The 24450-nt window shown below is 62.9% G+C and carries 21 protein-coding genes; 7 read left to right on the top strand and 14 right to left on the bottom strand.

All coding sequences use genetic code 11. The features are described 5' to 3' along the window. Window positions 1-3 precede the first annotated feature (3 nt). The 7 genes from folP to ACNAOH_RS13505 form a co-directional block, all read right to left on the bottom strand. The gene (gene folP, locus ACNAOH_RS13535; protein WP_443970676.1) at window positions 4-1143 is read right to left on the bottom strand and encodes a dihydropteroate synthase; all 1140 of its coding nucleotides are present in this window, start codon (window positions 1141-1143) and stop codon (window positions 4-6) included. 149 nt (window positions 1144-1292) lie between these two features. Beyond that, entirely contained in the window at window positions 1293-2435 is a 1143-nt protein-coding gene (locus ACNAOH_RS13530) for a site-specific DNA-methyltransferase (protein WP_443970675.1), read from the bottom strand. 222 nt (window positions 2436-2657) lie between these two features. After that, window positions 2658-3251: a ribonuclease HII gene (locus ACNAOH_RS13525; RefSeq protein WP_443970674.1), complete on the bottom strand. Its 594-nt coding sequence runs from the start codon at window positions 3249-3251 to the stop codon at window positions 2658-2660. Beyond that, window positions 3248-4018, bottom strand: coding sequence for a bifunctional hydroxymethylpyrimidine kinase/phosphomethylpyrimidine kinase (gene thiD, locus ACNAOH_RS13520; RefSeq protein WP_443970673.1), 771 nt, complete (start codon window positions 4016-4018; stop codon window positions 3248-3250). Before thiD ends, ACNAOH_RS13525 begins: the two co-directional genes overlap by 4 nt. Before the next feature lie 61 nt (window positions 4019-4079). Beyond that, entirely contained in the window at window positions 4080-4307 is a 228-nt protein-coding gene (locus tag ACNAOH_RS13515; RefSeq protein ID WP_443970672.1) for a DUF1272 domain-containing protein, read from the bottom strand. A 219-nt stretch (window positions 4308-4526) separates the two neighbouring features. Continuing rightward, window positions 4527-5867 carry a phosphoglucosamine mutase gene (gene glmM, locus ACNAOH_RS13510; protein WP_443970671.1) on the bottom strand — a complete coding sequence of 447 codons (1341 nt, stop codon included), beginning with the start codon at window positions 5865-5867 and terminating at the stop codon, window positions 4527-4529. A gap of 87 nt (window positions 5868-5954) precedes the next feature. Further along, window positions 5955-7481 (bottom strand): peptide MFS transporter, encoded by a 1527-nt coding sequence (locus ACNAOH_RS13505; RefSeq protein ID WP_443970670.1) that lies wholly within the window; start codon window positions 7479-7481, stop codon window positions 5955-5957. 144 nt (window positions 7482-7625) lie between these two features. On the opposite strand from ACNAOH_RS13505, the gene ACNAOH_RS13500 reads away from it, so the two are divergent. Further along, window positions 7626-8201 (top strand): nitroreductase family protein, encoded by a 576-nt coding sequence (locus tag ACNAOH_RS13500; protein ID WP_443970669.1) that lies wholly within the window; start codon window positions 7626-7628, stop codon window positions 8199-8201. 79 nt (window positions 8202-8280) lie between these two features. Then, window positions 8281-8628 carry a GntR family transcriptional regulator gene (locus tag ACNAOH_RS13495; protein WP_443970668.1) on the top strand — a complete coding sequence of 116 codons (348 nt, stop codon included), beginning with the start codon at window positions 8281-8283 and terminating at the stop codon, window positions 8626-8628. 36 nt (window positions 8629-8664) lie between these two features. Here the strand turns inward: ACNAOH_RS13495 and ACNAOH_RS13490 are convergent, their stop codons facing one another. Both ACNAOH_RS13490 and prsK read right to left on the bottom strand, forming a co-directional pair. After that, on the bottom strand, window positions 8665-9999 hold the full coding sequence (locus ACNAOH_RS13490) for a sigma 54-interacting transcriptional regulator (RefSeq protein ID WP_443970667.1): 1335 nt from the start codon (window positions 9997-9999) through the stop codon (window positions 8665-8667). Next, complete coding sequence (prsK, locus tag ACNAOH_RS13485; RefSeq protein WP_443970666.1) at window positions 9999-12098, bottom strand: XrtA/PEP-CTERM system histidine kinase PrsK; 2100 nt, start codon at window positions 12096-12098, stop codon at window positions 9999-10001. The genes ACNAOH_RS13490 and prsK overlap by 1 nt, the downstream gene beginning before the upstream one ends. A gap of 257 nt (window positions 12099-12355) precedes the next feature. On the opposite strand from prsK, the gene ACNAOH_RS13480 reads away from it, so the two are divergent. The 3 genes from ACNAOH_RS13480 (at window position 12356) to fucP (ending at window position 15231) form a co-directional block, all read left to right on the top strand. After that, window positions 12356-13090 (top strand): SDR family oxidoreductase, encoded by a 735-nt coding sequence (locus ACNAOH_RS13480; RefSeq protein ID WP_443970665.1) that lies wholly within the window; start codon window positions 12356-12358, stop codon window positions 13088-13090. 66 nt (window positions 13091-13156) lie between these two features. After that, window positions 13157-13933, top strand: a complete 777-nt coding sequence (locus ACNAOH_RS13475; protein ID WP_443970664.1) for an SDR family oxidoreductase — start codon at window positions 13157-13159, stop codon at window positions 13931-13933. A gap of 35 nt (window positions 13934-13968) precedes the next feature. Next, on the top strand, window positions 13969-15231 hold the full coding sequence (gene fucP / locus ACNAOH_RS13470; RefSeq protein ID WP_443970663.1) for an L-fucose:H+ symporter permease: 1263 nt from the start codon (window positions 13969-13971) through the stop codon (window positions 15229-15231). A 4-nt stretch (window positions 15232-15235) separates the two neighbouring features. Here the strand turns inward: fucP and ACNAOH_RS13465 are convergent, their stop codons facing one another. Together ACNAOH_RS13465 and ACNAOH_RS13460 are read right to left on the bottom strand one after the other, a co-directional pair. Further along, entirely contained in the window at window positions 15236-16084 is an 849-nt protein-coding gene (locus ACNAOH_RS13465; protein WP_443970662.1) for a fumarylacetoacetate hydrolase family protein, read from the bottom strand. After that, window positions 16084-17268 (bottom strand): L-lactate dehydrogenase, encoded by a 1185-nt coding sequence (locus tag ACNAOH_RS13460; protein ID WP_443970661.1) that lies wholly within the window; start codon window positions 17266-17268, stop codon window positions 16084-16086. The genes ACNAOH_RS13465 and ACNAOH_RS13460 overlap by 1 nt, the downstream gene beginning before the upstream one ends. A 160-nt stretch (window positions 17269-17428) precedes the next feature. On the opposite strand from ACNAOH_RS13460, the gene ACNAOH_RS13455 reads away from it, so the two are divergent. Continuing rightward, window positions 17429-19330 (top strand): AsmA family protein, encoded by a 1902-nt coding sequence (locus ACNAOH_RS13455; RefSeq protein ID WP_443970660.1) that lies wholly within the window; start codon window positions 17429-17431, stop codon window positions 19328-19330. 35 nt (window positions 19331-19365) lie between these two features. Here the strand turns inward: ACNAOH_RS13455 and egtD are convergent, their stop codons facing one another. The 3 genes from egtD to ACNAOH_RS13440 all read right to left on the bottom strand — a co-directional run bounded on the left by egtD (window position 19366) and on the right by ACNAOH_RS13440 (window position 23096). After that, window positions 19366-20352, bottom strand: coding sequence for an L-histidine N(alpha)-methyltransferase (gene egtD, locus ACNAOH_RS13450; protein WP_443970659.1), 987 nt, complete (start codon window positions 20350-20352; stop codon window positions 19366-19368). Between the two features lies 1 nt (window position 20353). Continuing rightward, window positions 20354-21640, bottom strand: coding sequence for an ergothioneine biosynthesis protein EgtB (gene egtB, locus ACNAOH_RS13445; protein WP_443970658.1), 1287 nt, complete (start codon window positions 21638-21640; stop codon window positions 20354-20356). Between the two features lie 130 nt (window positions 21641-21770). Beyond that, complete coding sequence (locus ACNAOH_RS13440) at window positions 21771-23096, bottom strand: MFS transporter (protein WP_443970657.1); 1326 nt, start codon at window positions 23094-23096, stop codon at window positions 21771-21773. A 157-nt stretch (window positions 23097-23253) separates the two neighbouring features. Here ACNAOH_RS13440 and cyoA point away from each other — a divergent pair, with 157 nt between their 5' ends. Beyond that, on the top strand, window positions 23254-24438 hold the full coding sequence (cyoA, locus tag ACNAOH_RS13435; RefSeq protein WP_443970656.1) for a ubiquinol oxidase subunit II: 1185 nt from the start codon (window positions 23254-23256) through the stop codon (window positions 24436-24438). Window positions 24439-24450: the final 12 nt, after the last annotated feature.

Below are 24450 nucleotides of genomic sequence, written 5' to 3'. Positions count from 1 at the left end.
AGCTTAGCCGACCGCGACGAGTGCCGCGTCGCGCAAGCCGCGCCAGACACGGGCGACCTGCACTGTCTCCGGCACATCGTGAACCCGGACGATCTGCGCCCCGGCGCCAAACGCGGTCATGGCCAAAGCCAGCGAACCGCCAAGCCGTTCGCTCACCTTCGCTTCGTTGGAGAGTGCGCCCACGATACGCTTGCGACTTGCGCCGAAAAGCAGCGGCACGCCAAGGCCATGGAACAAGGTGAGCGTGTTGATGATCGCGGTGTCGTCCGCCAGGGCTTTTCCGAAGCCGATACCCGGATCGACGATGATCCGCGCGCGATCGATTCCTGCCGCTACGCACGCCTCTATCCGCGCTTCGAGCCAGTCGAAGATGACACCGGTGAGCCATGCGCCCGCCTGTCCGGCATAGGCCGTCCGCCCGCCATGAGGGTCTTCGCCTGGAGAGGGGCTGTGCATCAAGGCAACGAGACAAGCAGATGCTGCGACGACGTCCATGGCTCGGGGATCATGGGTAAGCCCGGAGACGTCGTTGACGATCCCGGCGCCCGCCGCCAGCGCCGCTTCCATAACGGATGCCTTGCGCGTATCCACCGAGACGATCACGTCTGCCTTGGCAAGCCTTTCGATCACTGGCACGACCCGCGCAATCTCATCACCTTCCCAGACGGGTTCAGCGCCAGGCCGTGTCGATTCCCCGCCTACGTCGATCATGCCCGCACCCGCGACATGCATTGCAAAACCGGCGTCCGCCGCCGCGTCGGCGTCGCCGCTGTGCTTGCCACCATCGGAGAAGCTGTCGGGTGTCATGTTGAGGATGCCCATCACTTGCGGGGTATCGAGCCGCAAGGTCCGCGCAGAGATGTTCATGGCGGGGCGAGGAGCGCTGAGTCGGGCAAGCAGCACTTGCGCGCGCGAGGCATGAACATCGGGTAGCGCTGCAACCCAGTCCTTCACGTCACGCAAGGGAACGACCGCGCGCTTCGAAATGCCGGGTCCGACCCAGCGTGCCTCGACGGCCTGAAACCAGAGCAGCGTCCCGGCCAGCCGCATAACCTCGCTCTCGTCCACACCGACAGGTGAGTCGATGAACCAGACGGGACGAAGATAGAGCCGGACATCCCCCGGAGGCGCGGACGACATCATAATAGTCGCTTCCGTTCGCCGGATGCAGGGATGGCCACGATGCGCATTAGACCTTGCCTATCCGTGATGAAGCGTGCCGGGGCGACAATTGGTCGGGCGTCGCCCCGGCTTATTGCCGCGTGTGGGGCGCGGCAAAAACAATGAAAGTCTCATGGCTCGGTCGCCAGCAAATATGTCTGACGGACGGAATCGATCGGGCTGAGCTTCCCCTCGCTTTCAAGATGCCAGAATGTCCAGCCATTGCAGGAGGGTGCACCCTGAAGTGTGGCGCCAAGACGGTGAATGGACCCCTTCTCCGTTCCACATTCCAGCGAGCCGTCGATGCGAACCCGTGCCTGCCAGCGCCGCTTGGCGTCAGTCAGGACCGATCCTGCGGCGATCATGCCGGTTTCCACCAGCGTGCCGAACGCGACGCGGGGCTGGCTCTTGGCCGACTGCATGATTTCGAGCGCGCTCTCGTCCAGGGGGAGCGCAGCCGCGATCCTTTCCAGCGCGACCTCGCAATAAGCGGGCTCGCGCTCGATGCCGATCCAGCGACGACCAAGACGGCGGGCGACCGCGCCTGTCGTGCCAGTCCCGAAGAAGGGATCAAGCACCACATCTCCGGGCTTGGTGCAGGAAAGCAGCACGCGGTAGAGCAGCGCTTCCGGCTTCTGCGTGGGGTGCGCCTTATGTCCACCCCGCTTCAGTCTTTCCTGCCCACCGCAGATCGGCAGCACCCAGTCCGACCGCATCTGCAACTCGTCGTTCAAGGTCTTCATCGAGCGATAGTTGAATGTGTAGCGCGCCTTCTCGCCTTGGCTCGCCCAGATCAGCGTCTCATGCGCATTGGTGAAGCGCGTGCCCTTGAAATTCGGCATCGGGTTCGCCTTGCGCCACACGATGTCGTTCAGGATCCAGAAGCCTGCATCCTGCATTGCCGTGCCGACACGGAAGATGTTGTGATAGCTGCCGATCACCCAGATGGTGCCGGCGGGCTTCAGGATACGCCGCGCCTCGGCTAGCCACGCCCGCGTGAAGCTGTCATAAGCCGCGAAGCTGTCAAACTTGTCCCAGTCGTCGGTGACTGCGTCGACATGGCTGCCATCGGGCCGATTCAGATCGCCGCCAAGCTGGAGATTATAAGGCGGGTCGGCGAAGACCATGTCGATCGACGCATCAGGCAAGGCCCGCATCGCTGCAATACAGTCGTCGCGGATCAGCTGATCCAGCGGCAGATCGACGATCGCCTTCGGCTGAACAGCGCCGCGAGTGCGAACAGCAGCGCCCCCAATCCGCTCGATAACCCCCATTTAGAAACACTCCCTGATCTTCTCAGGCCACGGTGAGTCCCGCGGAGTCCGCCGTCAAGCGTGGTAAGATTTGCGAGCGAGGTATTGCGGCACGAGGCGATCAGAGAACGAAACGAGTCCCACGCCAGAAATGGTGGAGCGAAGAATCACGGAGACTCAATATCTTGTGGTGTTGCTCTGAAGACTCATCTGAACGAACGCAGTGAAATTTTTTCTCTTCCCTCAGCCCACGAGCCCCGGAAGGGCCATTTGGGCTACCGGCGCGAAGCTGCGACGATGCAGCGGAGTGGGACCATGGGTGCGCAAGGCAGCGAGGTGGTCCGGCGTGCCATAGCCCTTGTTGCGATCCCACCCATATTGGGGATGATCGAGCGCGGCCCGCCGCATCAGGGCGTCGCGATGCTCCTTGGCAATGATCGACGCAGCCGAGATGCAGGGCTCTATGGCGTCCCCGCCGCCAATCGCTCGCGCGCCCCAGCGCCACTCCGGGCGACGGCCCTGCGGCGTCAGATTACCGTCGATCAGCACTTCCAAAGGATCGCAGCCGATCTTCGCGCAAAGCGCCTCCACCGCGAGGGTCATCGCGAGCATCGTCGCGCCGAAAATGTTGAGCCGGTCGATCTCCGCCACCTCGACAACGCCGACACCCCATTGACAGCGGCGCTTGATCGTGGCTTCCAGCACTGCGCGGCGCTCGGGCGTCAGCTTCTTGGAATCGTCAAGTCCCGAAGGCCGTGGCTTACACAGCACGACCGCAGCCGCCACCACGGGGCCGGCAAGTGGCCCGCGACCGGCTTCATCGACACCTGCGATCATCGAACGCGCCCCAGCGCATTCACGTCAACCGCCTGATGCCCCAGCGGCCCATGACCAAGACCAAGGCCCGGAGCAGCCCCGATCGCCGCGCGGACGAACAGCCGGGCGCGGGCGATGGCTTCTGGCAGGTCGAGTCCCTCGCCCAGTCCGGTCGCGATCGCGCTGGCCAATGTGCAGCCAGTGCCATGCGTGTCTTCACTGTCGATCCGCTCATCCTCCCAGCGGGCAATCTCGCCTTCCAGCCCGACCAGTCGATCGACGATGGTCGGCCCGTCGCGGTGGCCGCCCTTTATGAGCAGGATCTCTCCGCGTGCCGTGAGGGCGGCTTCGCCACCCAGCGCCTCAAGCTCGGGCAGATTTGGTGTGGTGAGAAAAGCCCAATCCATGAGGGCGTGCATAGCCTCAATCGCGGCGGCATCAGCCAGCGCGCCACCGCTGGTCGAAACCATCACAGGATCGAGTACGAGCGGTGCATTGATCGTTTCCAGCCGCTCCGCCACCGCCAGCGCCGTCTCCGCTGAGCCGATCATGCCAATCTTGACAGCGTCCACGCCGATATCGCTCACGACGCTGTCGATCTGCTGCAGCACCATCTCGGTCGGGATCAGGTGAATGCCCTGGACGCCCTGCGTGTTCTGTGCCGTGATCGCGGTAATAGCCGTCATCGCATGACCGCCCAGCATGGTCACGGTCTTGATGTCCGCCTGGATGCCGGCACCGCCGCCCGAGTCCGAGCCGGCGATGATGAGGATGCGGGGGATGGTCATAAAGAGTCCTTTGCCGTCACGGGCACAGCAAGTCGAGGCCTCCGATGCATGACCCTTTTGATCAGTTTTTGCGGAAATGGCGTTTCGTCGATGCTGGATTGCGCTTGAGCGCTTCACCGACGCGGGCCGGACGGTCGATCAGTTCGCCCCCGCAATTGGGACAGATCTCATCGAGTTCGTCCGCGCATTCGGCGCAGAACGTGCACTCGAACGAACAAATGAACGCCCCACCCTCATCGGCGGGCAGATCGACGCCGCAGCGCTCGCAGTCGGGTCGCATTTCAAGCATGAATGACCTCCTGATAGTCTTGCGCCACGCGCCGCTCGTTTGGGCTCTGTCTGGCAAGGACCGCCCGGAAGTTGCCAAAGTTGACGCTACGTTCTGTCAACTTCCGCCTTTCCAATGGACCTGCCGCATAGAGAGAACGCGCGCGGCGGGAAGGGCACGGAAGTATCATCGCATCAGCATTCCATGAACGGCATATTGTAGGACAGCGTGAAAACGCCGTCAGGCCGCCGCCTCGGCCACCGCCGCGCAAATGCGCTCCACCACTGCCTTGACCTGCTCCTCCCGGTCGCCCTCGGCCATGACACGGATAACCGGCTCGGTACCGGAGGGACGGATCACCAGACGACCGCTCCCGGCCAGCTCCTTCTCTGCATCGGCAATCACTGCCTTAACGCTCTGCGTCTCCAGCGGCTTTCCACCCGAGAAGCGGACGTTCTTCAGCAGTTGCGGCACCGGCTCGAACTGCCGGAGCACTTCGCTCGCGGGTTTGCCGCTCTCCACCAGCGCGGCAAGAACCTGCAACGCCGCGATCGTGCCGTCGCCTGTGGTGGCATAATCGGAGAGGATCATGTGACCGGATTGCTCGCCCCCCACATTATGTCCGCCCCGCCGCATTGCCTCCAGCACGTAGCGGTCGCCCACTTTCGTGCGCAGAAGGCCGATGCCCTGCCCTTCGAGCATGCGCTCAAGGCCGAGATTGGACATGACCGTGGCGACGACGGCTCCGCCCCGCAGGACGCCGCGGCGCGCCCAGTCCGAGCCGATCAATGCCATGATCTGATCGCCGTCGATGATCGTGCCGGTCTCGTCGACGAGGATCAGCCGGTCAGCGTCGCCATCCAGCGCGATGCCGATGTCTGCGCCTGAAGCAATGACCGTCTCCTGAAGGAGCTGCGGCGAGGTCGATCCGCATGCTTCGTTGATATTCGTGCCATTGGGATCAACGCCCAGCGTCACCAGTTCCGCGCCAAGCTCCCAAAGCGTGGCGGGAGCGGTCTGGTAGGCCGCGCCGTTAGCGCAATCGACCACCACCTTGAGACCGTCGAGCCGCAGATGCGACGGAAAGGTCGATTTGACCGCGTGGATATAGCGCCCGCGCCCATCCTCCACGCGCCTTGCCCGTCCGATCGCCGGGGAATCCGCGAGCGGAACATCGCCGCCGATAAGCGCTTCGATCCGCAACTCGTCTTCATCCGAGAGCTTGTAGCCATCTGGCCCGAAGAGCTTGATGCCATTGTCATAATAGGGATTGTGACTGGCTGAGATCATGACGCCCAGGTCGGCCCGCATCGATGCAGCAAGCATCGCCACGGCGGGAGTCGGGATCGGGCCGAACTGCACCACGTCCATGCCCACGCTGGTGAACCCCGCCACCAGCGCATTCTCGATCATATAGCCCGAGAGACGCGTATCCTTGCCGATGACGACCCGATGGCGGTGATGGCCGCGCAGAAAATGGCGCCCTGCGGCCATGCCCACGCGCATCGCCATTTCGGCAGTCATCGGTGAGTGGTTGGTGCGGCCACGGATACCGTCCGTGCCGAAAAAACGTCTGGTCATGAACTTCATCCTGGATCGTGAACTCGGAAGCTTGGAGGAGAGCACGCCCTCCCCCTTGCGAAGTTGCAGCCAACTGACCGCCTTGCGCTATTTCACATCCTTGAGCGTATCGAGATGCATCAAGCGCGTGATGAGCGGCGATACGATCAGGACCACAACCGCGACAGCCACGGTCCACCAGCCAATCGTCGAATAGATCGCAAGAGTGGCCTCCTTGGTCATCTCGCCGTCATGGCCGCCGGTTGCTTCGCCGATCTTGCCCGCCACGAAGTTGCCTACGGCGGTCATATAGAACCATGCCCCCATGATGAGGCTCGCCAGATGCTTGGGCGCCAGCCTGTTCATGGCGGAGAGGCCCACGGGGGAGAGGCACAGCTCGCCCGTGGTGTGCAGCAGGTAGATCATGAAAACGAAGAATACCGGGGTCAGGGCATCCGGCCCTACGGACCGCGCGCCCCAGACGAAGACCAGAAAGCCGACGCCGACCTGCACAAGGGCCAGGCCGAACTTGGCTGGCGCTGAGGGCTCCAGCCCCCGCTTACCCAACGCAATCCACAACCAGGCGAACAGCGAGCCAAGCAGGATGATGTAGAGCGAATTGATCGACTGGAAGAGCGACGCCGGCACGCCGCCGCGGTCCACGTAGCGATCGGTATATAGGTTGAGGCTACCCCCCGCCTGCTCAAAAAGGCCCCAGAAAATCGGGTTGAGCGCGATCAGGAAGAGGATGGCGAACATCCGGTCTCGCGCATGGGGCTCCAGCCGAAAGGCGCAGTAGAGCACATAGCCGAGCAACGCGATGCCGGACACGAGCAGAAGATCCTGAATGACATCCTGATACTGGACGAGCACCCAGATGATCGCGATCGACGCCAGACCGATGGCATAAATCGCCCATTCCCTAACCTTTGAGAGCGCGATCGGAGGTTCGCCATTGCCGTTGAGCAATGGTTTGCCGATCACGAAAACCAGAGCCCCCAGAAGCATACCAAGGCCCGCCGCGCCAAAGCCGTAGCTCCAGCCATAGGTCTCGCCCAGCCAGCCGGCGAGAATGACGCCCAATGCTCCGCCCACGTTGATGCCGATGTAGAAGATCGTATAGGCGCCGTCCCGCCGGGTATCGGTGAGCCCGTAAAGCTGGCCAACGATCACCGAGATATTGGCCTTCAGGAAGCCGGAGCCCACCACGATACAGGCAAGCGCCAGCCAAAAGATATTGATCGTGGGATCGCTCTGACCGCCCGTCCCCTCGAAGGCCATGAGCGTATGGCCCGCTGTGAGCACCAGCGCGCCGAACAGAACGGCTTTATATTGGCCAAGGTAGCGATCCGCCAGATAGCCGCCCAGCACCGGCGTGATGTAGACGAGGGCAGTATAGGCGCCATAGATGAAGTTCGCTTGCCCATCGGCAAAGAGCCAATGCTTGGTAAGATAGAAGATGAGCAGCGCCCGCATGCCGTAATAGGAAAAGCGCTCCCACATTTCCGCGAAAAACAGAACGTAAAGGCCCTTGGGGTGCCCGAGAAACTCAGGCTTTTTGCTCGAAACGCCAAGGGCGCCGCCTACAAGCAGCACCACAAGCGCGCCAAGCGCAATTGCGGGAATGGTGGCCATATCGACTCCTGTCCGGGCGCCGCGCCTAAGCTCCGGCGGGGCCACATTGATCGGGCGAAACTAGAGATTTGTTTGCGCGTGTGAAGAACAATGTTGCGCAGAGCAGCGCTTGGCGGACGGGCGGCCACAAGTTACTGAAGCGCCATGTTTAACAATCTCTCTTCCCTTGCCGCTTATCTCGTCAGCCGCCGATCGGCCAAGCCGCGCGACCTCGTCGCGCCCGGGCCGGCGCTGGAGCAGTTGCGGGATATGGTGGCAATTGCCGCGCGTACGCCCGATCATGGCAAGCTTGCGCCCTGGCGGTTCGTCATCATCCCCGAGGACCGGCGCGATGCGCTGGCCGCTCTGCTCACCTCCGCATATCGAGCTGAAAAGCCGGAGGCCGGGCGCCTTGAGATCGAGGCGATGGAGCAGTTTGCGCGGCAGGCGCCCGCTCTCGTCGTCGTGATGTTCGCCCCCCGCCCTTCCAAGATTCCGGTCTGGGAACAGGAATTGTCGGTCGGCGCGGCAACGATGAACCTGTTGCACGCAGTTCATGCGGCGGGCTTCGCCGGCGGGTGGCTCACGGGGTGGCCGGCCTATAGCGAGGCAGTGCGTGACGCTTTTGGTGGGCCAGATGAGCGGATCGCGGGCTTCGTCTTCATCGGTACGCCCCGCCGGGATCTGGAGGAGCGGCCGCGCCCCACGCTGAACGAGATCTGCTCGGTCTGGAGCGCCTGACGCACGTCCTGCCCCGCTCTTAGACGACGGGGACAAAGCAACGATTGCGCGGTTCGCTGTATTATGGCACTGATGCACTATGCATGACGACAGCCGCCCCGTTTATCTGCGCCTGCGCGACATTATCGCCAGCTCCATCCTCGATGGCACTTATGGCGACGGCGACATGCTCCCCTCGGTCCGTGCCTTTGCCGCGCAACAGGGTGCGAACCCGCTGACGGTCGCCAAAGCCTATCAGAGCTTTCAGGACGAGGATCTCATCGCCGTTCGTCGAGGCGTGGGGATGTTCGTTGCCGAGGGCGCATCACGCCGGCTTCGCACGATGGAGAAAAAGCGCTTCCTCACGCAAATCTGGCCACCGGTTGCCGATCAGATGCGGCGCGTCGGCGTTACGCTGAGCGACCTTGCCGAAACGGAAGAAGCCTGAACGCGAACGAGGACAAACGTTCCTCCGCAACGCCGCTCAGGATGAAGGGGCTTGCAACCCGTAGTTGCGGATGAGTTCGTAAAGCGTCGGACGGCTCACGCCCAGCGCGCGGGCGGCGGCGGCAATATTGCCGCCAGTACGCGCCAACGCCCGGCGGATGGCCTGACGATCGGCCTCTTCCCGCGCGCTTTTCAGATCTGAGACGCTGTCTTCAACCTCGGTCGTGGCGCCGGCCAGATCCAGATGATGCGCGCCCAGATGTCGGCCCTCGGCAAGCACGAGCGCCCGCTTCACGCGATTTTCCACTTCGCGTACATTCCCCGGCCACGACCAGGCGTCGAGCGCCGCAATGGCGTCTTCAGCAAGATCGCGCACCTGGGGATTGAGCGCCGGCGCGTCGCGCTGAATGAAATGGCGCGCGAGCAACACAGCATCACCCGGACGGTCAGCGAGCGGGGGAAGGTGCAACACCACTTCCGCAAGACGATAATAAAGATCTTCGCGGAAGCGCCCGTCCGCAATCATGGGCTCAGGCGCGTGACTGGTGGCGCAGACTATTCTTGTATGGATCGGGATGGGCCGGTGGTCCCCGGGACGCGTCACCGTGCGCTTTTCCAGATAGCGCAGCAGCTCCGCTTGAAACGCCAGCGGCAAGCTCTCGACATCATCCAGGAAAAGCGTGCCTCCGTCCGCCTGCTCGATCTCGTGCTGAAGGGCGGTTTCGAGCGATGCCTCCGCTATGGCGGCGCAATTCAGCGTGACGAATGATCCTTTGGACCGCGCGCTTTCCTCGTGAAGCCCACGTGCGAAAAGATGCTTTCCCGTGCCGCTGCCGCCCCGGATCAGAACCGTGGCTCGGGTATCCGCGACACGCTTCGCCGTCCGGATCAGCTTCAACATTTCAGGGTCGGCGCTTATGATCTGGCCTAGGCCATTGGGCGCTAGCGTGGATAGGGTCTGCGCGAGACGATTATTCTCGGCCTCCAACGCGTGGACATGGAACGCCCGCCCGACGATGTGCCCCAGCGAATCGAAGTCTATCGGCTTCTGATAGAAATCCCACGCACCTTGCGCGATTGCCTCCCGCGCGCTCGATCGCTCCCCGTGTCCCGAAGCGACGATCACCTTGGTGGACGGCGCATGAGCCAGAATGTCTCGCAGTGCGGCCATGCCTTCGCTTATGCCATCGGGATCGGGCGGCAGGCCGAGATCCAGCGTGACAACTGCGGGCCTCTCTTCACGCAGGATCGCCAACGCCTCCGTGCGATTGCCGGCAATGAGGAGCTGGTAGTTGTCATAGGCCCATCGTAGCTGCCGCTGCAGGCCGACATCGTCCTCGATCATGAGCAGCTTGGGCCGGGAATCGCGCATCAGGCGCTCCTCCTTAGTTCGGGAGTCGCTGCTGCCACGGCCCCGGGCGTCGCCGCCAGCGCAAATCGGACCGTGAAGGTCGTGCCACCGCCCGGCACGCTTGTCACGTCGAGCGATCCGCCCATCGCCTCGATCAGCGACTTCGCTTCCTGTGCGCCAAGGCCGAAGCCATTGGCCTTGGTGGAAGCGAATGGTCGGAACAGGCTGGTGCGGATGAAATCCACGCTCATACCCGAACCGGTGTCGATTATGTCAATTCGTGCCTGGCCACCCTCGCGCTGAAGCCGGATGGTCACGTGGCCTTCCGCTCCGCTTGCCTCAAGGCCGTTCTGAACAATCTGACCAAGCGCACGGCGAAGAGATTCCGCGTCGGCAAGGATTGAGAGTTCTTCTGGCAGATTCTGTTCGAAATTCACCACGGCCCGGTCGCGCGTCCAGTTTTCGGCGAGCCACCGAAGCGCGGCAGGCAGCACAAGGAGAGCCGCGGGGCCGGTTGCGGCTGCTTCCGGCTTGGTCAACTTCTGCAGCATGTCACTCATGCGGCTCGCCGTTTCCTTGAGCGCCTTCACCATATCCGCCCGAAAAGCGGGATTGTCCGCATGGCGCTCTGCATTGCGAGCCAGAAGGGACATCTGACTGACCTGATTCTTTATGTCATGCAGAATGAAGGCGAAGCGCCGGTTGAACTCTTCGAACCGCTGGGCCTCCACTAGCGCTTCCCGCCCCAGAGCGTCGCTGATCGTGGCTGCGGCCTGACCGCCCACTACACGCAACATGTCGAGATCTTCCCAGTCAAGGCGCCGGAATCGGGTAGGACGGCTAAGCAAGACCGCGCCGACCAGCCGATCATTGTGGACCGTCGGGACCAGCGCCCAAAGGCTCTTGTCGCTCCGCATCTGCTGGGGCAGTCGCTCCACCAGAGGGTCCTCTCCCGCAAGGTCGAGGATCAGCCCGCCAGCCTCCAGCTCGCAGCACAGATTGGCCGGTATCGCCAGTGCAGGCCCGGTCCACTGCCAGCCGCCATCGGAGACAAGGCTGCCGTCGTCACGGCGCAGCAGCGTGAGGGCCGACAGCGCCCCGACGATCTGCGCCACCCCGCGTGCGACACGCTCGCCGAGCGAGCGGGGCTCGTCATGCCTTTCGGCAACCGCCTCAGTAAAGCGCCGCCATTCGACGCGATAATCATAGCGATGGGCGAAAATATGCTTTGCGAGTTCTACGCGCAGCCATGAGCGGAGACTGGCCGAAGGCAATACGGCAAGCGCGCCGACGCTCAGCGCAAAGAGAAGCGCGACCGGGACGAGCCGTGCGACCGGCCCCTGACTGCCGTTGGCGACTGTGGCCAGCAGCAGAACCGTGAGAAGATAGAGGGCGAAGATGACCCCGCCGACAATGCGCTGAACGGCCGTGCGGGAAAGGCGGACCCGGCGGACCCTGCCCGCCTGCAGTCCAATAGCGATGGCACAGGCGAGCAATGCCATCGCAAAGCCGCGCATCGGGCCGATTGTCGCGATCTCGCCCCGCCATAGCAGGGCCAGCGCGTAATGATTGCAATCATAGGCCCACATGAATGTGAGCGCGGCGGCCACCCAGCTATTTATGCGGCCGCGCTGGCTCTGGCTTGGCTGGGTGAAGAGATCGTGGAGGAGAATGAGGGAGCCAAGCGCGAAAAGGCAGCGAATGAGCCAGGAAATCTCGAAAAAGGGCAGACTGAGATTGTCGAGCGCAGCGCCCTCTCCGATCAGAATATCGAGCACCAACTGGAAGAAGAGGACCAGCCCGAGAACGCCGGCAAGCAGGCGCCGCGTCACTGGTCCACGCCGTCCAGACCCGCCGCGCCCAGCCATGCCGATGTAGAGCAGCCAGGCACTGTTCCTCAGCGTCTCCGCAAGTGCGCCGCTAACTCCGCCTGCGCCAAGCACAGCCCCCAGTGCATGTTGCAATGACCAGAGGGCCGAAAGGACAAGAGCCACGATGAGCACCTGACGCGCAGGATCACGATCATGCACCCGACGCGACGTGAGGATCGCGAGCACGGCGAAGAGTGCAGCGGCAAGCGCGTGCCCCGTGTAACCGATCATCTCCCACGCATTCGGCATCGCCGTTCCTCGGTGCCCCTGACTTATGGTCGGCAAGACTGGTCCGCAGCCGACAGAGATCAGCCGTAAAGAGAAATGGCAAAGAATTGCTGAAGCCTCCCGGAATTAGCCCATACGCAGGGGTCGTCGCGTGAGCCCGGCAACCGACAAGCTGCTTGACTTATCAGATATGCCTGCTCATTTCTTTGCCAGTCCAGTTGCGGCAGCATTTAGCGCCCCTCCCCCCTGGAACGAGAGAGGCCAGCAGCGTTCACGCCATGAGAAGACTGGAAGGCAAGCGCGCGGTCGTCACCGGCTCCGCTCAGGGAATAGGCCGCGCGATCACGGAATTGTTCGTGCGTGAAGGGGCCGAGGTCACCGCGCTCGACCGGAATGCCGACCTGCTGCTCACGATTGAAGGTTGCCGGTCCCACGTCATAGATTTGCTCGATGCCGAGGCAATCGCCCGCTTGCCCGAGATGTTGGGAGAACCGGCCGACATTCTGGTCAACTGCGCGGGCTATGTCGCGGCCGGAGATATTCTCAATACAGACGACGCCAGCCTCGACTTCTCCATGGACATCAATGTGCGGGCGACCGTCCGGATGATCCAGGCATTTCTACCGGGCATGATCGCGGCAGGCGGCGGCTCGATCGTCAACATCGCATCCGTGGCGGGCGCGCTGATCGGGGTGCCCAACCGGCTCGCTTATTGCGCCTCCAAGGGCGCTGTCGCAGGCATTACGCGCTCGGTCGGGGTGGACTATGTGCATCAGGGGATCAGGTGCAACGCCATCTGCCCAGGCACCGTGCAGTCGCCCTCTCTCGACGAGCGCCTCGCCGCGACAGGTGATGCCGCCGCTGCACGGGCAGCCTTTATCGCGCGCCAGCCCATGGGCCGGATCGGCACGGCAGAGGAAGTCGCCTACCTCGCGCTTTATCTCGCAAGCGATGAAAGCGCCTACACGACCGGCGCAATGCACGCGATCGACGGCGGCTGGACAATGACTTGAGCCGCTGACGCGATACCAATTACGCGAAAGCCGGGCAAAAGACCCCGCAGGCAGACGGAGACATGGATGGACATTGGACTGACCGGCAAGGTGATTGTAGTGACGGGGGGCGGATCGGGGATCGGCGCCGCGATCTGCGATGCCCTTGCGCGGGAAGGCGCCGTGCCTGTCATCGTCACCCGTGATCCACCGTCCGAAGCGTGGATCAGCCAGCTCCGGAGTATTCAACCCGACGCCATGGTGGCACTCGCGGAACTGACGGATGACGGGCAGTGCCATGCCGCGGCGACCGCCGTGCTGGATCGCTTCGGGCGTATCGACGGCCTCGTCAATAATGCCGGCGTCAACGATGGCGTGGGTCTGGACGCCGGGGTCGATGCGTTCCGCGCCTCGATCGAGCGCAACCTCGTCCACATCTATGCGATGACCCACCATCTGCGCGAGGCGCTGAAAAGCAGTGGCGGCGCGATCGTCAATATCGGCTCGAAAACCTCCGTGACCGGTCAGGGCGGCACAAGCGGCTATACCGCGGCAAAGGGCGGTGTGCTCGCTCTCACGCGGGAGTGGGCGCTGGATCTGCGCGAGCACGGAATAAGAGTGAACGCCGTGATACCCGCGGAAGTGATGACTCCCGCCTATGAAACCTGGATTGCCAGTGAGCCTGATCCGGAAGCGCGGCTCGAAGCGATAAAACGCCGCATTCCACTGGGGCAGCGCATGACCCTGGCCAGCGAAATCGCAGACACTGTGCTGTTCCTGCTGTCTCCACGCGCCGGCCACACCACCGGTCAATGGCATTTCGTGGACGGCGGATACACGCATCTCGACCGGGCGATAGACTGACAATCAACAGACATAATCGGGGAAGAGGATGAGGCATGAAGGGATCGACACGGAACGCCTATAAGCCGGCGCTGATACTTACAGTGTCGCTCTTCTTCCTGTGGGGGATGGCGAACAATCTCAACGACGTGCTGATCGCGCAGTTCAAGAAGGCGTTCATCCTCACGGATTTCGAGACCAGCTTCGTCCAGCAGGTCTTCTATTTCGGCTATTTCCTCCTCGCGATTCCGGCAGCCATGCTGACGCGAGCGCGGGGCTACAAGCCTGCCATCGTCACGGGGCTGCTGCTCTACGCAGCTGGCGCGCTGCTTTTCTATCCCGCTGCGCACTTCGGCGAATATAAGTTCTTCCTTGCCGCCCTGTTCGTCATCGCATGCGGTCTGGCGTTCCTCGAAACATCGGCCAACCCGCTGATGACCGAGCTTGGCGACCCGTCCGGTGCGGCGCGACGGCTGAACTGGGCGCAGGCGGCCAATCCCGTCGGCACGATAACCGGCGTGCTCATCGGCAAATATTTCATCCTCTCGCAGGTCGCGCACAGCGAGGCAGCGATCGCTGCCATGAACGCGACAGATCAGAAAGCCGTCTACCGGCAGGCCGTGCTCGCGGTGCAGACGCCTTACCTCGCCATCGGCCTCATTGTTCTGGCCTTCGCAATTGCTGCCGCGCTCATCCGCTTTCCGGATCGGCGAGCGGACGACGAGGGCGCTACGTCGTCAGGCACTCGCTTCTTCGATATATTTTCCCGGCCCAGGCTGCTGATGGCGGCGGCGGCCCAGTTTTTCTATGTCGGTGCGCAGGTCGGCATATGGAGCTATACGATCCGTTATGCTCAGGCGCGCTCTCCGGGCCTGCCGGAGCACACCGCTGCCGATTATCTCTTCGCCAGCCTCGTTCTGTTCGGGATCGGCCGTTTCGCAGGGTCGGCGATCATGTCGAAAGTTGCGCCCACGCGCCTGCTCGCGCTATTCGCTCTCATCAGCATGGCTCTGATGATCGCCGCCTGGCTCGGTTTCGAGACGGTCGGGTTGGCGGCGCTCGTCGCGGCGAGCTTCTTCATGTCCATCCAGTTCCCGACCATCTTCGCGCTGGGCGTCGAAGGCCTCGGGCCACTTCGGCGCGCGGGCGCCTCGCTCATCATCATGGCGATCGTCGGTGGGGCCGTCCTGACCGGCGCCATGGGCTACGTGTCGGACCATATGGGCATCGCGACCGCAATGCTCATACCCGCCTTCTGCTTTGTCATGGTCGCGGCATTCGCGCTGTATAGCCGGAATGCCGCTCCCGTGACTGACTAACGGGTCAGGCCGAAGCCACGAGCCTCTGCTCCTGCTCTCCCAATCCCTGAACGCCCAGACGAACAACGTCGCCGTCCTTGAGATACCAGGGCTCCGGTTTCTGCCCCATGCCCACGCCCGGCGGCGTGCCCGTCGTGATGATGTCGCCGGGCAGAAGCGCCGTGAAGCGCGAACAATAGGCGACGACCTGCGCCACGGTGAAAATCATCGTGCGGGTGTTGCCCGTCTGAACCCGGACGCCGTTGACGTCGAGCCACATGTCGAGTTGCTGGGGATCGGCGACCTCATCGCTCGTCACCAGCCAAGGGCCGGCCGGCCCGAAAGTGGGGAAGCCCTTGCCCTTGTCCCACGTCGCGCCACGCTCAAGCTGCCAGTGCCGCTCCGACACGTCGTTTACCACGCAATAGCCCGCCACGTGAGAGAGCGCCTCTTCTTCGGTCAGATTATGGCCACCGGTGCCAATGATGACGCCGAGCTCGACTTCCCAGTCCGTCTTCGTGGAACCCCGCGGAATGACGACCGGATCGTTCGCGCCCTGCAGGCAATTGATCCACTTGTTGAAAATGACCGGCTCCTCCGGCACGGGCAGATTGGATTCCGCCGCGTGGTCCGCGAAATTGAGGCCGATCGCGATAAACTTGCCCGTCCCGGCAACCGGAACGCCATAGCGCCGGTCGCCAGCATAAAGCGGCAGGGTCTCGGGATCGATTGCGCGCAACCTCTCAAGTCCGGCGGGGCTGATCGCCTCGCCACCGATATCAGCCACATGCGCCGAAAGATCGCGGAGATTTCCTGCCGAATCCAGCAGACAGGGTTTTTCCTGGCCGGGGAGGCCCACGCGACAAAGCTTCATCAAATTGTCCTTGAAAGTTGAGGGAAAGAAGATGGGTTGGGAGCGATCAGATCGGCACCGGCTTCGCTTATCTTGTTCAGGCCGGTGAGGACCATCACATTCTCAAGTTCGCGCCGGGTCAGGCCCAGCATGTGGCGCACACCCGCTTCGCCGCCCGTGGCAAGCGCGTAAAGCCAGGCGCGCCCAAGCAAGACACCCTGCGCACCAAGAGCCAGCATCCGTAAGACATCGAGGCCAGACCTCACACCCGAGTCCGCCAGTACAGTCAGCCTGTCGCCCACAGCATCGACAATGGGAGGCAGTACGGCAGCGGTGGAAAGCGTCCCATCGAGCTGACGCCCGCCATGATTGGAGACGACGATCCCGTCCGCGCCCAAGGCCGCAGCCTCGCGTGCATCCCGTGGGTCCAGAACGCCCTTGATGATGAGCGGGCCGTCCCATTCCTCACGGATCCAGCCGATATCGTTCCAGACGATCGAAGGATCGAAATTGGCGGCCAGCCAGCCCATATAGTCCTTCATTCCGCTATTCTCGCCCAGCAGGGCATCGAGATTACCAAGCCGATGCGGACGCCCCCTGATGCCGACTTGCCAGGCCCAGCGGGGGTGCCCGATGGCCTGCACGATCCTGTTCAACGGCCCCCACGGACCAGCTATGCCTGAGCGGGCATCGCGATAGCGAATGCCGGGAACAGGCATATCGACCGTGAACACGAGGGCATCCGCCCCACCCTCGCGTGCCTGCGCGATCAGTTCGCGCATGAAGCCCCGGTCGCGCATGACGTAGAGCTGGAACCAGATCGCGCCGTTCGGCGCACCGCGTCTCACCTCCGCGATCGAGCAAATGGAGACGGTGGATAAAGTAAAAGGCACGCCATGAGCGTGGGCGGCACGGGCTGCCTGCACTTCACCCCGCTGGTGATACATGCCGGCCATGCCGATCGGCCCCAGCGCGACAGGCATCGGCATGGCACGCCCGAACAATGTGGTCGATGCATTGACGCTGCCCACGTCTCGCAAGACCCGCTGACGCAGGGTCACGGCGTCGAGTGCCGCCGAATTGCCCTGCATGGTGGTCTCGGAGAAGGCGCCGCCCTGCGCATAATCGAAGAGGAAGCGCGGCAAGCGCCGCTTCGCGCTTTCCCGGAAGTGGTCCGCCGACGCGATACGATGGAACGCCGTCACGTCGTTTCCTTGTCGTTCGACATAAACTCTCCGGCAGATAGTCAGCGCAGCGCCGGCTACGGGCGACGATCTCGTCTAGCACCGGATGCGCCATCCGCAACTCACATCACTGGGCGCAGCAGCCGATGAAACGAGACCAGCCGTCGCGCGTTAGAGCGAAATGATAACGAGATGGGGCGTTGGCCAGCCGCGATGGGTCATCTTTGGCATCGCTGGCTTAGCGACGCTCGGCTTGCTGCTTCTTGCAGTGGCAGCCTTCCCCTTTGGCCTCTTCAAGGGCGCTATCGAGCGCAACATCGAGAAAGAGCTCGGCACCGATGTGTCGATTGGCGCCGTCGAAAGACGCGAAGCCTTTTCCTTCACGCCCACAATCCTCATTCATAATCTCGCCATCCGCCAGCCATCCTGGGCGGGCCAGGGGAACATGCTGCAAGCCCGGACGATCGAGGCCCGCATCCCCATATTGAAGTTGCTGACGGGCGGCGGGGCAAAGCCGGAAAGCCTCACTGCTCGCGGCCTGATCGCCAATCTGGTGCGGGATGTAAACGGCCACGCGAACTGGGAAGGGCGTGAGGCGGGCTCTGGCGGGGGCAGCGGCCGAGGCCTCAGTCAACTCGTCATTCCTGATGGTCGCTTTTCGCTGCGCGATGACAAGAAGTTCCTTATCTTGTCAGGCACGTTGATCTCCGACGCACGCGGTCTTCTGGTCGATGGGACCGGGCGCTTCCACGAGGCGCCGGCTCGCCTGTCTCTCGCGGGGCAGCGAATAGCGGGACTGGCCGACGATGCGCCTTACTCCGCTGAGTTGAAACTCACCTCTTCGCTGCTCCGGCTCGAAGCTAAAACCCAGATGCGCGGTGCGCTCAACCTGCAGTCCATGACGATGGACGTTCATGCCACCGCACACAGTCTCAAATACCTCGATCATGTCATCGAGGCGGGTTTGTTCGGAACTCGGCCAATCGACCTGACTGCCAAGGTGCGGCACGACGGGCGGGACTGGTTCATCGAGCGAATGACCGGACGGATCGGCCGATCGGCACTGGTGGCCAAGGCGAACGTCCTGAAGCGCGACGGCAGAACCAAAATCGATGCCGACGTACATTTCAGCCGCTTCGATTTCGACGACCTTTCGGACGCGCGCGGCGAGGCGCGGGCAAAAGCCGTGGAAGCGCGGATCGGCGAACGGGTGCTGCCGGGCACGCGAATCAACATTGCGAAGGTCGGGCCGACAGACGGCGTCATCCGGTTTCGCGCCGACCGGCTGCTTTTGCAGGACTCCGCGTTCCGCTCACTGGCAGGCGAAGTCCGACTGGACTTCAAGCTGCTGACCATCGACAAGATCGTCGCGGGGATGACGAGCGGGCGGATGACCGGAAATCTCCGGATCGATCAGCGTAACAATGTGCCCAAACCCCGCCTTTCCATGGACCTCGTCTTCGCCGATGGCCGTCTCGAAACTCTCATGGGAACAGACGACGCGACCGGCCCCATGCGCGGCCGCGTGGTGCTGAGCGGCACGGGCGACACGATCCGCGAGGCAATGGCCACGGCGGACGGACGCGCTGGCCTCATGGTCCGCAACGGCACAATCAAGAGAACGTTTGCGGCGGTGCTGGGTCAAGACCTCGGCAAGGCAATCGGCGCCGCGCTCAAAAAGGGTGAGCCCGAAGTGCCGCTCCGCTGCCTCGCCATTGCATTTGCGGCGAAGCGAGGGTTTCTGAGACCGTCGCCTTTTATCGTCGATACCGGCATATCCACCGGCCGCGGTGAGGGACATCTCTCGCTCGCCAGTGAAGCGATAGCGCTCACCATCAAGGGCCAGTCGCGGGATCCCAGCCCGCTGAGGCTGGCCGATCCTATTCAGGTTGGCGGCACCTTCACCAAGCCAACGCTCAGTGCAGCCGGGACCCCACCCGGCAGCAAGGTCAATGCAGGCTCGGTGGTTCAGGCGGTCGGGAAGTCGCTGGGTCGTGCGCTCGGCCTGGGCAAGGATGAAGCGCCCCGGCCAGCGCTGAGCGCCAGCGATCCATGCGAGGGACTGGCAGGCAAAATCCTCTGATGACTCGAAAGCTCAGCTAACGTCGCGAGCCCTGTTTACGGCGCGCTGCGAAACTCGGTCGCGGAGGCCAGGATAATAGCGAAATCTTCCGCGTCATCAGACCAGATTTCCGTGGGCGTCCAGCCACTGACCTGCAAGAGCAGCCGGGCCTGATTGGGCGTATATTTATGGCTGTTTTCGGTGTGGATCGTGTCGTCTCGCTGCATGGCGAAAGATTGGCCGGAAACAGTGAACTCAAGGTCGTCGAGCGCTTCGAGATGCATCTCGATCCGGCTCCATTCATCATTCCACCGCGCGACATGGCGAAAGCGCTCGCGCGGCATGTCGGCGCCCAGCTCCCGGTTGATGCGGTCGATCAGATTGAGGTTAAAGCGCGCCGTCACCCCTGCGGCGTCGTCATAAGCCGCGATAAGACGCCGAACGTCTTTCACGCGGTCGAAGCCGATGAGAAGCTGTGAGCGCTCGCCCAGCGTCCTGCGCATGGAGCGCAAAAGGTCCGCAGCGGTATAGGGAACGAAATTCCCGATCGTGGAGCCCGGAAAGAAGCCGAGAATGTCGAGGTGCCGAACGCAGTCGGGCAGCGTGACGGGGCGCATGAAGTCGGCTTCAACCGGAACGACGGGCAGATCGGGATACTTGGCGGCCAGTTCCTCTGACGACTGACGGAGGAAATCGCCGGATATATCGAGCGGCACATAAGCTGCGGGCGAGACTTCCCGAAGCAGAAGCGGCGTCTTGACCGAACTGCCCGACCCGAACTCGACCACGGCCCGATTGCCGCCGACCAGCCGGGCAATTTCGCGGCCATATCTTTCGAGAAGGCCGGTCTCGGCACGTGTGGGATAATATTCCTCAAGCTGCGTGATCTGCTCGAACAGCTCGGACCCGGTCCTGTCATAAAACCACCGGGCGGGAATGGCCTTCTGCCGTTCCCCAAAGCCACGCAACACATCGGATCGAAAGGCGAGGTCCACGCCCTTCTGGTCGTGCTCGACGAGCTTGAGGGCGCTATGGACAGCCATGTCAGAGATCCTTCGAGAGACGCAGGCCTGTGAACTGCCAGCGCTGGTGAGGGTGGAAAAAATTGCGGTATGAGGCGCGCATGTGCCCGCGAGGGGTCGCACAGCTTCCCCCTTTGAGGACGAACTGGCCGCTCATGAACTTCCCATTATACTCGCCGACGGCACCATCGGCCGGACGAAAGCCAGGATAGGGGCGGAAGGCCGAACCAGTCCATTCCCAGACATTCCCGAACATGGAGGCCAGCCCGGCCTCGCGCGGCACAAACCGCGTCTGGACTGGACCGGCCCGATCGAGCTGGATACCGCTTGCGGGGTCCAGCCTTTGCGCGGACGCCTCCCACTCCTGTTCGGTCGGTAGCCGTGCGCCCGCCCATGTGGCGAACGCGTCCGCCTCATAGAGGCTGATATGACTGACCGGCGCGGTCGGATCGACGGGTCGCCATCCAGAGAGGGTGAACTCCTCCCAGACATGATGGCTACGCCGCCAATAGAGCGGCGCGCAGATCGACTCCCGGTTCACCCAGTCCCAGCCGTCTGACAGCCAGAGAGACGCCGTCGTGTAGCTATTGTCCTCAATGAAATCGAACCACTCGCCATTGGTGACCGGCCGATCAGACAGTGCATGAGGGGCAAGGTGATGACGATAGGCCGGCCCCTCGCAATCGAACGCGAAGCCCTGCCCCTTGTCGCCAATCTCGATCAGGCCCGACGGCCCCTCGTGCCATGCCGCCTCATAGCCATAGTGGCTGTCCTCGCTGCCATGGCTCGCGGGCCATAGCGCGGGAGCGAGCGGATTGTGAAAGAAGAGATGCTTGATGTCGGTCAGAAGCAGTTCCTGATGCTGCTGCTCATGATTGAGCCCGAGCGTCAGGAGTTCGGGGCATCGCTCCTGAATGAGCGGCATCGCGGCCACGATCGCTTCGTCCACATAATGGCGATAGTCGAGAACTTCGGATAGGCTCGGCCTGGTAAGCAGACCCCGCTGGGGGCGGGCGTGGCGCGCGCCTTCCGCCTCATAATAGCTGTTGAACAGGAAGGGCCAACGCTCGTCGAACAGGCGGTAACCCGGCACATGGTCACGCAGGATGAACGTCTCGAAGAACCAGGTGATGTGAGCGAGATGCCATTTCGCGGGCGAGGCGTCCGGCATCGACTGCGCGGTAGCGTCCGCATCCGAAAGCGGCGAGGCCAGTTCGACGCTGAGCGTCCGCACCGAAACATAGTCCGGAGCGGCGCTTTCTATCCGGGAATTTGACGCTGGCTGAAGATTTCCGGCTGTCCGGTTCATCGTGTCACGCCCTCGCTCCTCCGCAACCCGCCCGAGGGTTGCATGATTAACGGATGAACGCGACTTTCGTTACATCGGATGACAACAATTTTTGCCGCAGACTAAGTGTTGGCCGTGCGGCCGGGTCCGATTATTCGATTGCTTTACCCAGTTCGCGATTGAGCCACAGCGCGACAAGCGTGCCCAGCGCACCAGACAGCAAATAGGTGCCGGCTGCAAGGAGGCCGAACGCGTTGGAGAGCCAGAGCGCGGCGAGCGGCGCAAAGCCGGCGCCGAACAACCAGGCGAGATCGGACGTCAGCGCGGACCCAGTATAGCGGTGCCTCTGGGTGAAGCTGGACGACAGGGCGCCCGATGACTGGCCGAAAGAGAGACCGAGCAGCACGAAGCCCAGGATCATGAACACGGCTTCGCCGGTTTCGCCTGCATCAAGCAATTGCGGGGCAAATCCGCTGAACGCCGCGATGGCGGTTGCCGTAACGCCAAGAACCGTACGCCGGCCGAGCCGGTCTGCCAGAATACCCGACGCGATGATCGCGAGCACGCCGACTGCGGCGGCGACGGCCTCGATCATCAGGAAGCGGGCCGGGCTTTCCTTCGTGAACAGGAACACCCAGGACAGCGGGAACACGGTGACCATGTGGAACATCGCGAAGCTGGCAAGCGGGGCGAAAGCGCCGGTGGCGATGACCCGCCACTCCGAACGCGCTGTCTCCGAAAGGGGCGCGGGCTGAAGCTCGCGATTTTCGAAGAGGCGGGCATATTCCGGCGTCACCACGATACGGAGCCGGGCGAACAGCGCCACGACGTTGATCGCGAAGGCGACGAAGAACGGATAGCGCCATCCCCAATCAAGGAAGTCTGCGGCAGGCAACGCGGTGATGAGGAACAGGAACAGAAGGCTCGCCACGATCAGTCCGATGGGCGCGCCAAGCTGCGGAATCATCGCGTACCATCCGCGCCGGCCCTCCGGCGCATTCAGCGCAAGCAAAGAGGCGAGACCATCCCAGGAACCACCGAGCGCCACGCCCTGCCCCATCCGGAAAAGCGCGAGCAGCAGCGCGGACGCGACACCGATCGACTCGTAACCGGGCAGAAAGGCAATCGCCGCCGTCGATCCGCCGAGCAGGAACAGCGCGATAGTCAGCTTCGCGCCACGGCCCCAGGCCTGGTCGATTGCCGTAAAGATCACCGTGCCGACTGGCCGCGCGACGAAGGCAAGCGCGAAGATGACAAACGACCATAACGTGCCGGTCAGGGGATCGAGATATGGAAAGATGAGCTTCGGAAAGACCAGAACGGACGCTATAGCATATACGAAGAAGTCGAAAAATTCGGAGGTACGGCCGATGACGACCCCAATCGCAATTTCTCCCGGCGCGATACGATGCCCATCCGCGTGCAGCGCGCGAGCGTCGTCTTCAGCCTCGGTCGTGGGGACGGTATCGGCAGTCATTACTTCCATATCCTATGCAGATGCATCGGCGGCGCGGCGCATGATAGCGCATTTCTCCCTGCGCCGGAAACGCGCGCCTAGCGACAACGGGTGCGCTCAGGGGATTGGACAAAATGTCCTATGTGCGGTGCAGCAAAGCACCCCTAGGGCGCGCTCCATGCGTTCCAAGCCCTCGTTTGTCCCGTCTTTGCGACGGTTCACTGCCCCTCTTCTGCTGCTCCCGCTGCTGGGTGGCTGCGGCATGGTCGTGCTCGATCCCGCGGGCGATGTTGCGCGCCAGCAGGGCAATCTGGTCATTATTTCGACGTTGCTTATGCTGCTCATCATCATTCCGGTGATGGCGCTGACCATCTTCTTCGCGTGGCGCTACCGCGCGAGCAACAGCGCGGCGACCTACAAGCCCGACTGGGATCATTCGACCCAGCTCGAGCTGGTGATCTGGGCCGCGCCGCTGCTCATCATCATCTGTCTGGGCGCGCTCACCTGGGTCGCCACCCATCTGCTCGATCCCTATCGCAGCCTGGCGCGCACGGCGCCTGGGCAGGCAGTCACGCCGCAGACCGAGAAGCCGCTGGAAGTCCAGGTCGTGGCGCTCGACTGGAAATGGCTGTTCATTTATCCCGAACAGGGCATCGCGACGGTCAACGAGTTCGCGGCACCAGTGGACCGCCCCGTGCGCTTCCGCATCTCCGGCTCGTCGGTGATGAACAGCTTCTACATTCCCGCGCTCGCCGGTCAGATCTACGCGATGCCGGGCATGGAGACGAAACTCCATGGCGTCTTCAACCGCACGGGAGACTTTTCCGGCTTTTCCGCCAATTATTCCGGCGCCGGTTTTTCGAACATGCGCTTTCGCGCCCGCAGCCTCTCTGCCTCGGACTTTGGCGCATGGGTAAAGCAGGCGCGAGAGAGCGGTGCAGCGCTGGATCGCGCCACCTATCTGGCACTTGAGCGGCCGAGCGAGAAGGAGCCGGTCCGGCGCTTTGCGTCGGTCGAACCCCAGCTTTTCGATCGTATCGTCAATCTGTGTGTCGAGCCCGGCAAGATGTGCATGCACGACATGATGGCGATGGACCTGCAGGGGGGCACTGGTCGCGCCGGTCAGTATAATGTGCGTGACCTCGCCTATGACAAATTTTCCGCGCGGGGCACGCTCCTCCCGGCCAAGACGCGCTATGTCGTTGCCGTCTGCGCCGCCCCGATGCTCTCGGCCGATCGCCCATCAATGGCTCTCGTCAGCGACGCACCGCTTCTCGGCGCCGGTCTCTCCCGGCCGCAAGCCAAGACACCGCTGCGCCTCACCGCCGACGATCATGCGCCGACGCTCCGCCCCGCTTCCTGATCCCAGAGACCT

The organism is Sphingobium sp. CR28 (genome assembly GCF_052327305.1).
In the GTDB taxonomy this organism is placed as follows: Bacteria; Pseudomonadota; Alphaproteobacteria; order Sphingomonadales; family Sphingomonadaceae; genus Sphingobium.
This window is presented reverse-complemented; position numbering and strand designations above follow the sequence as displayed.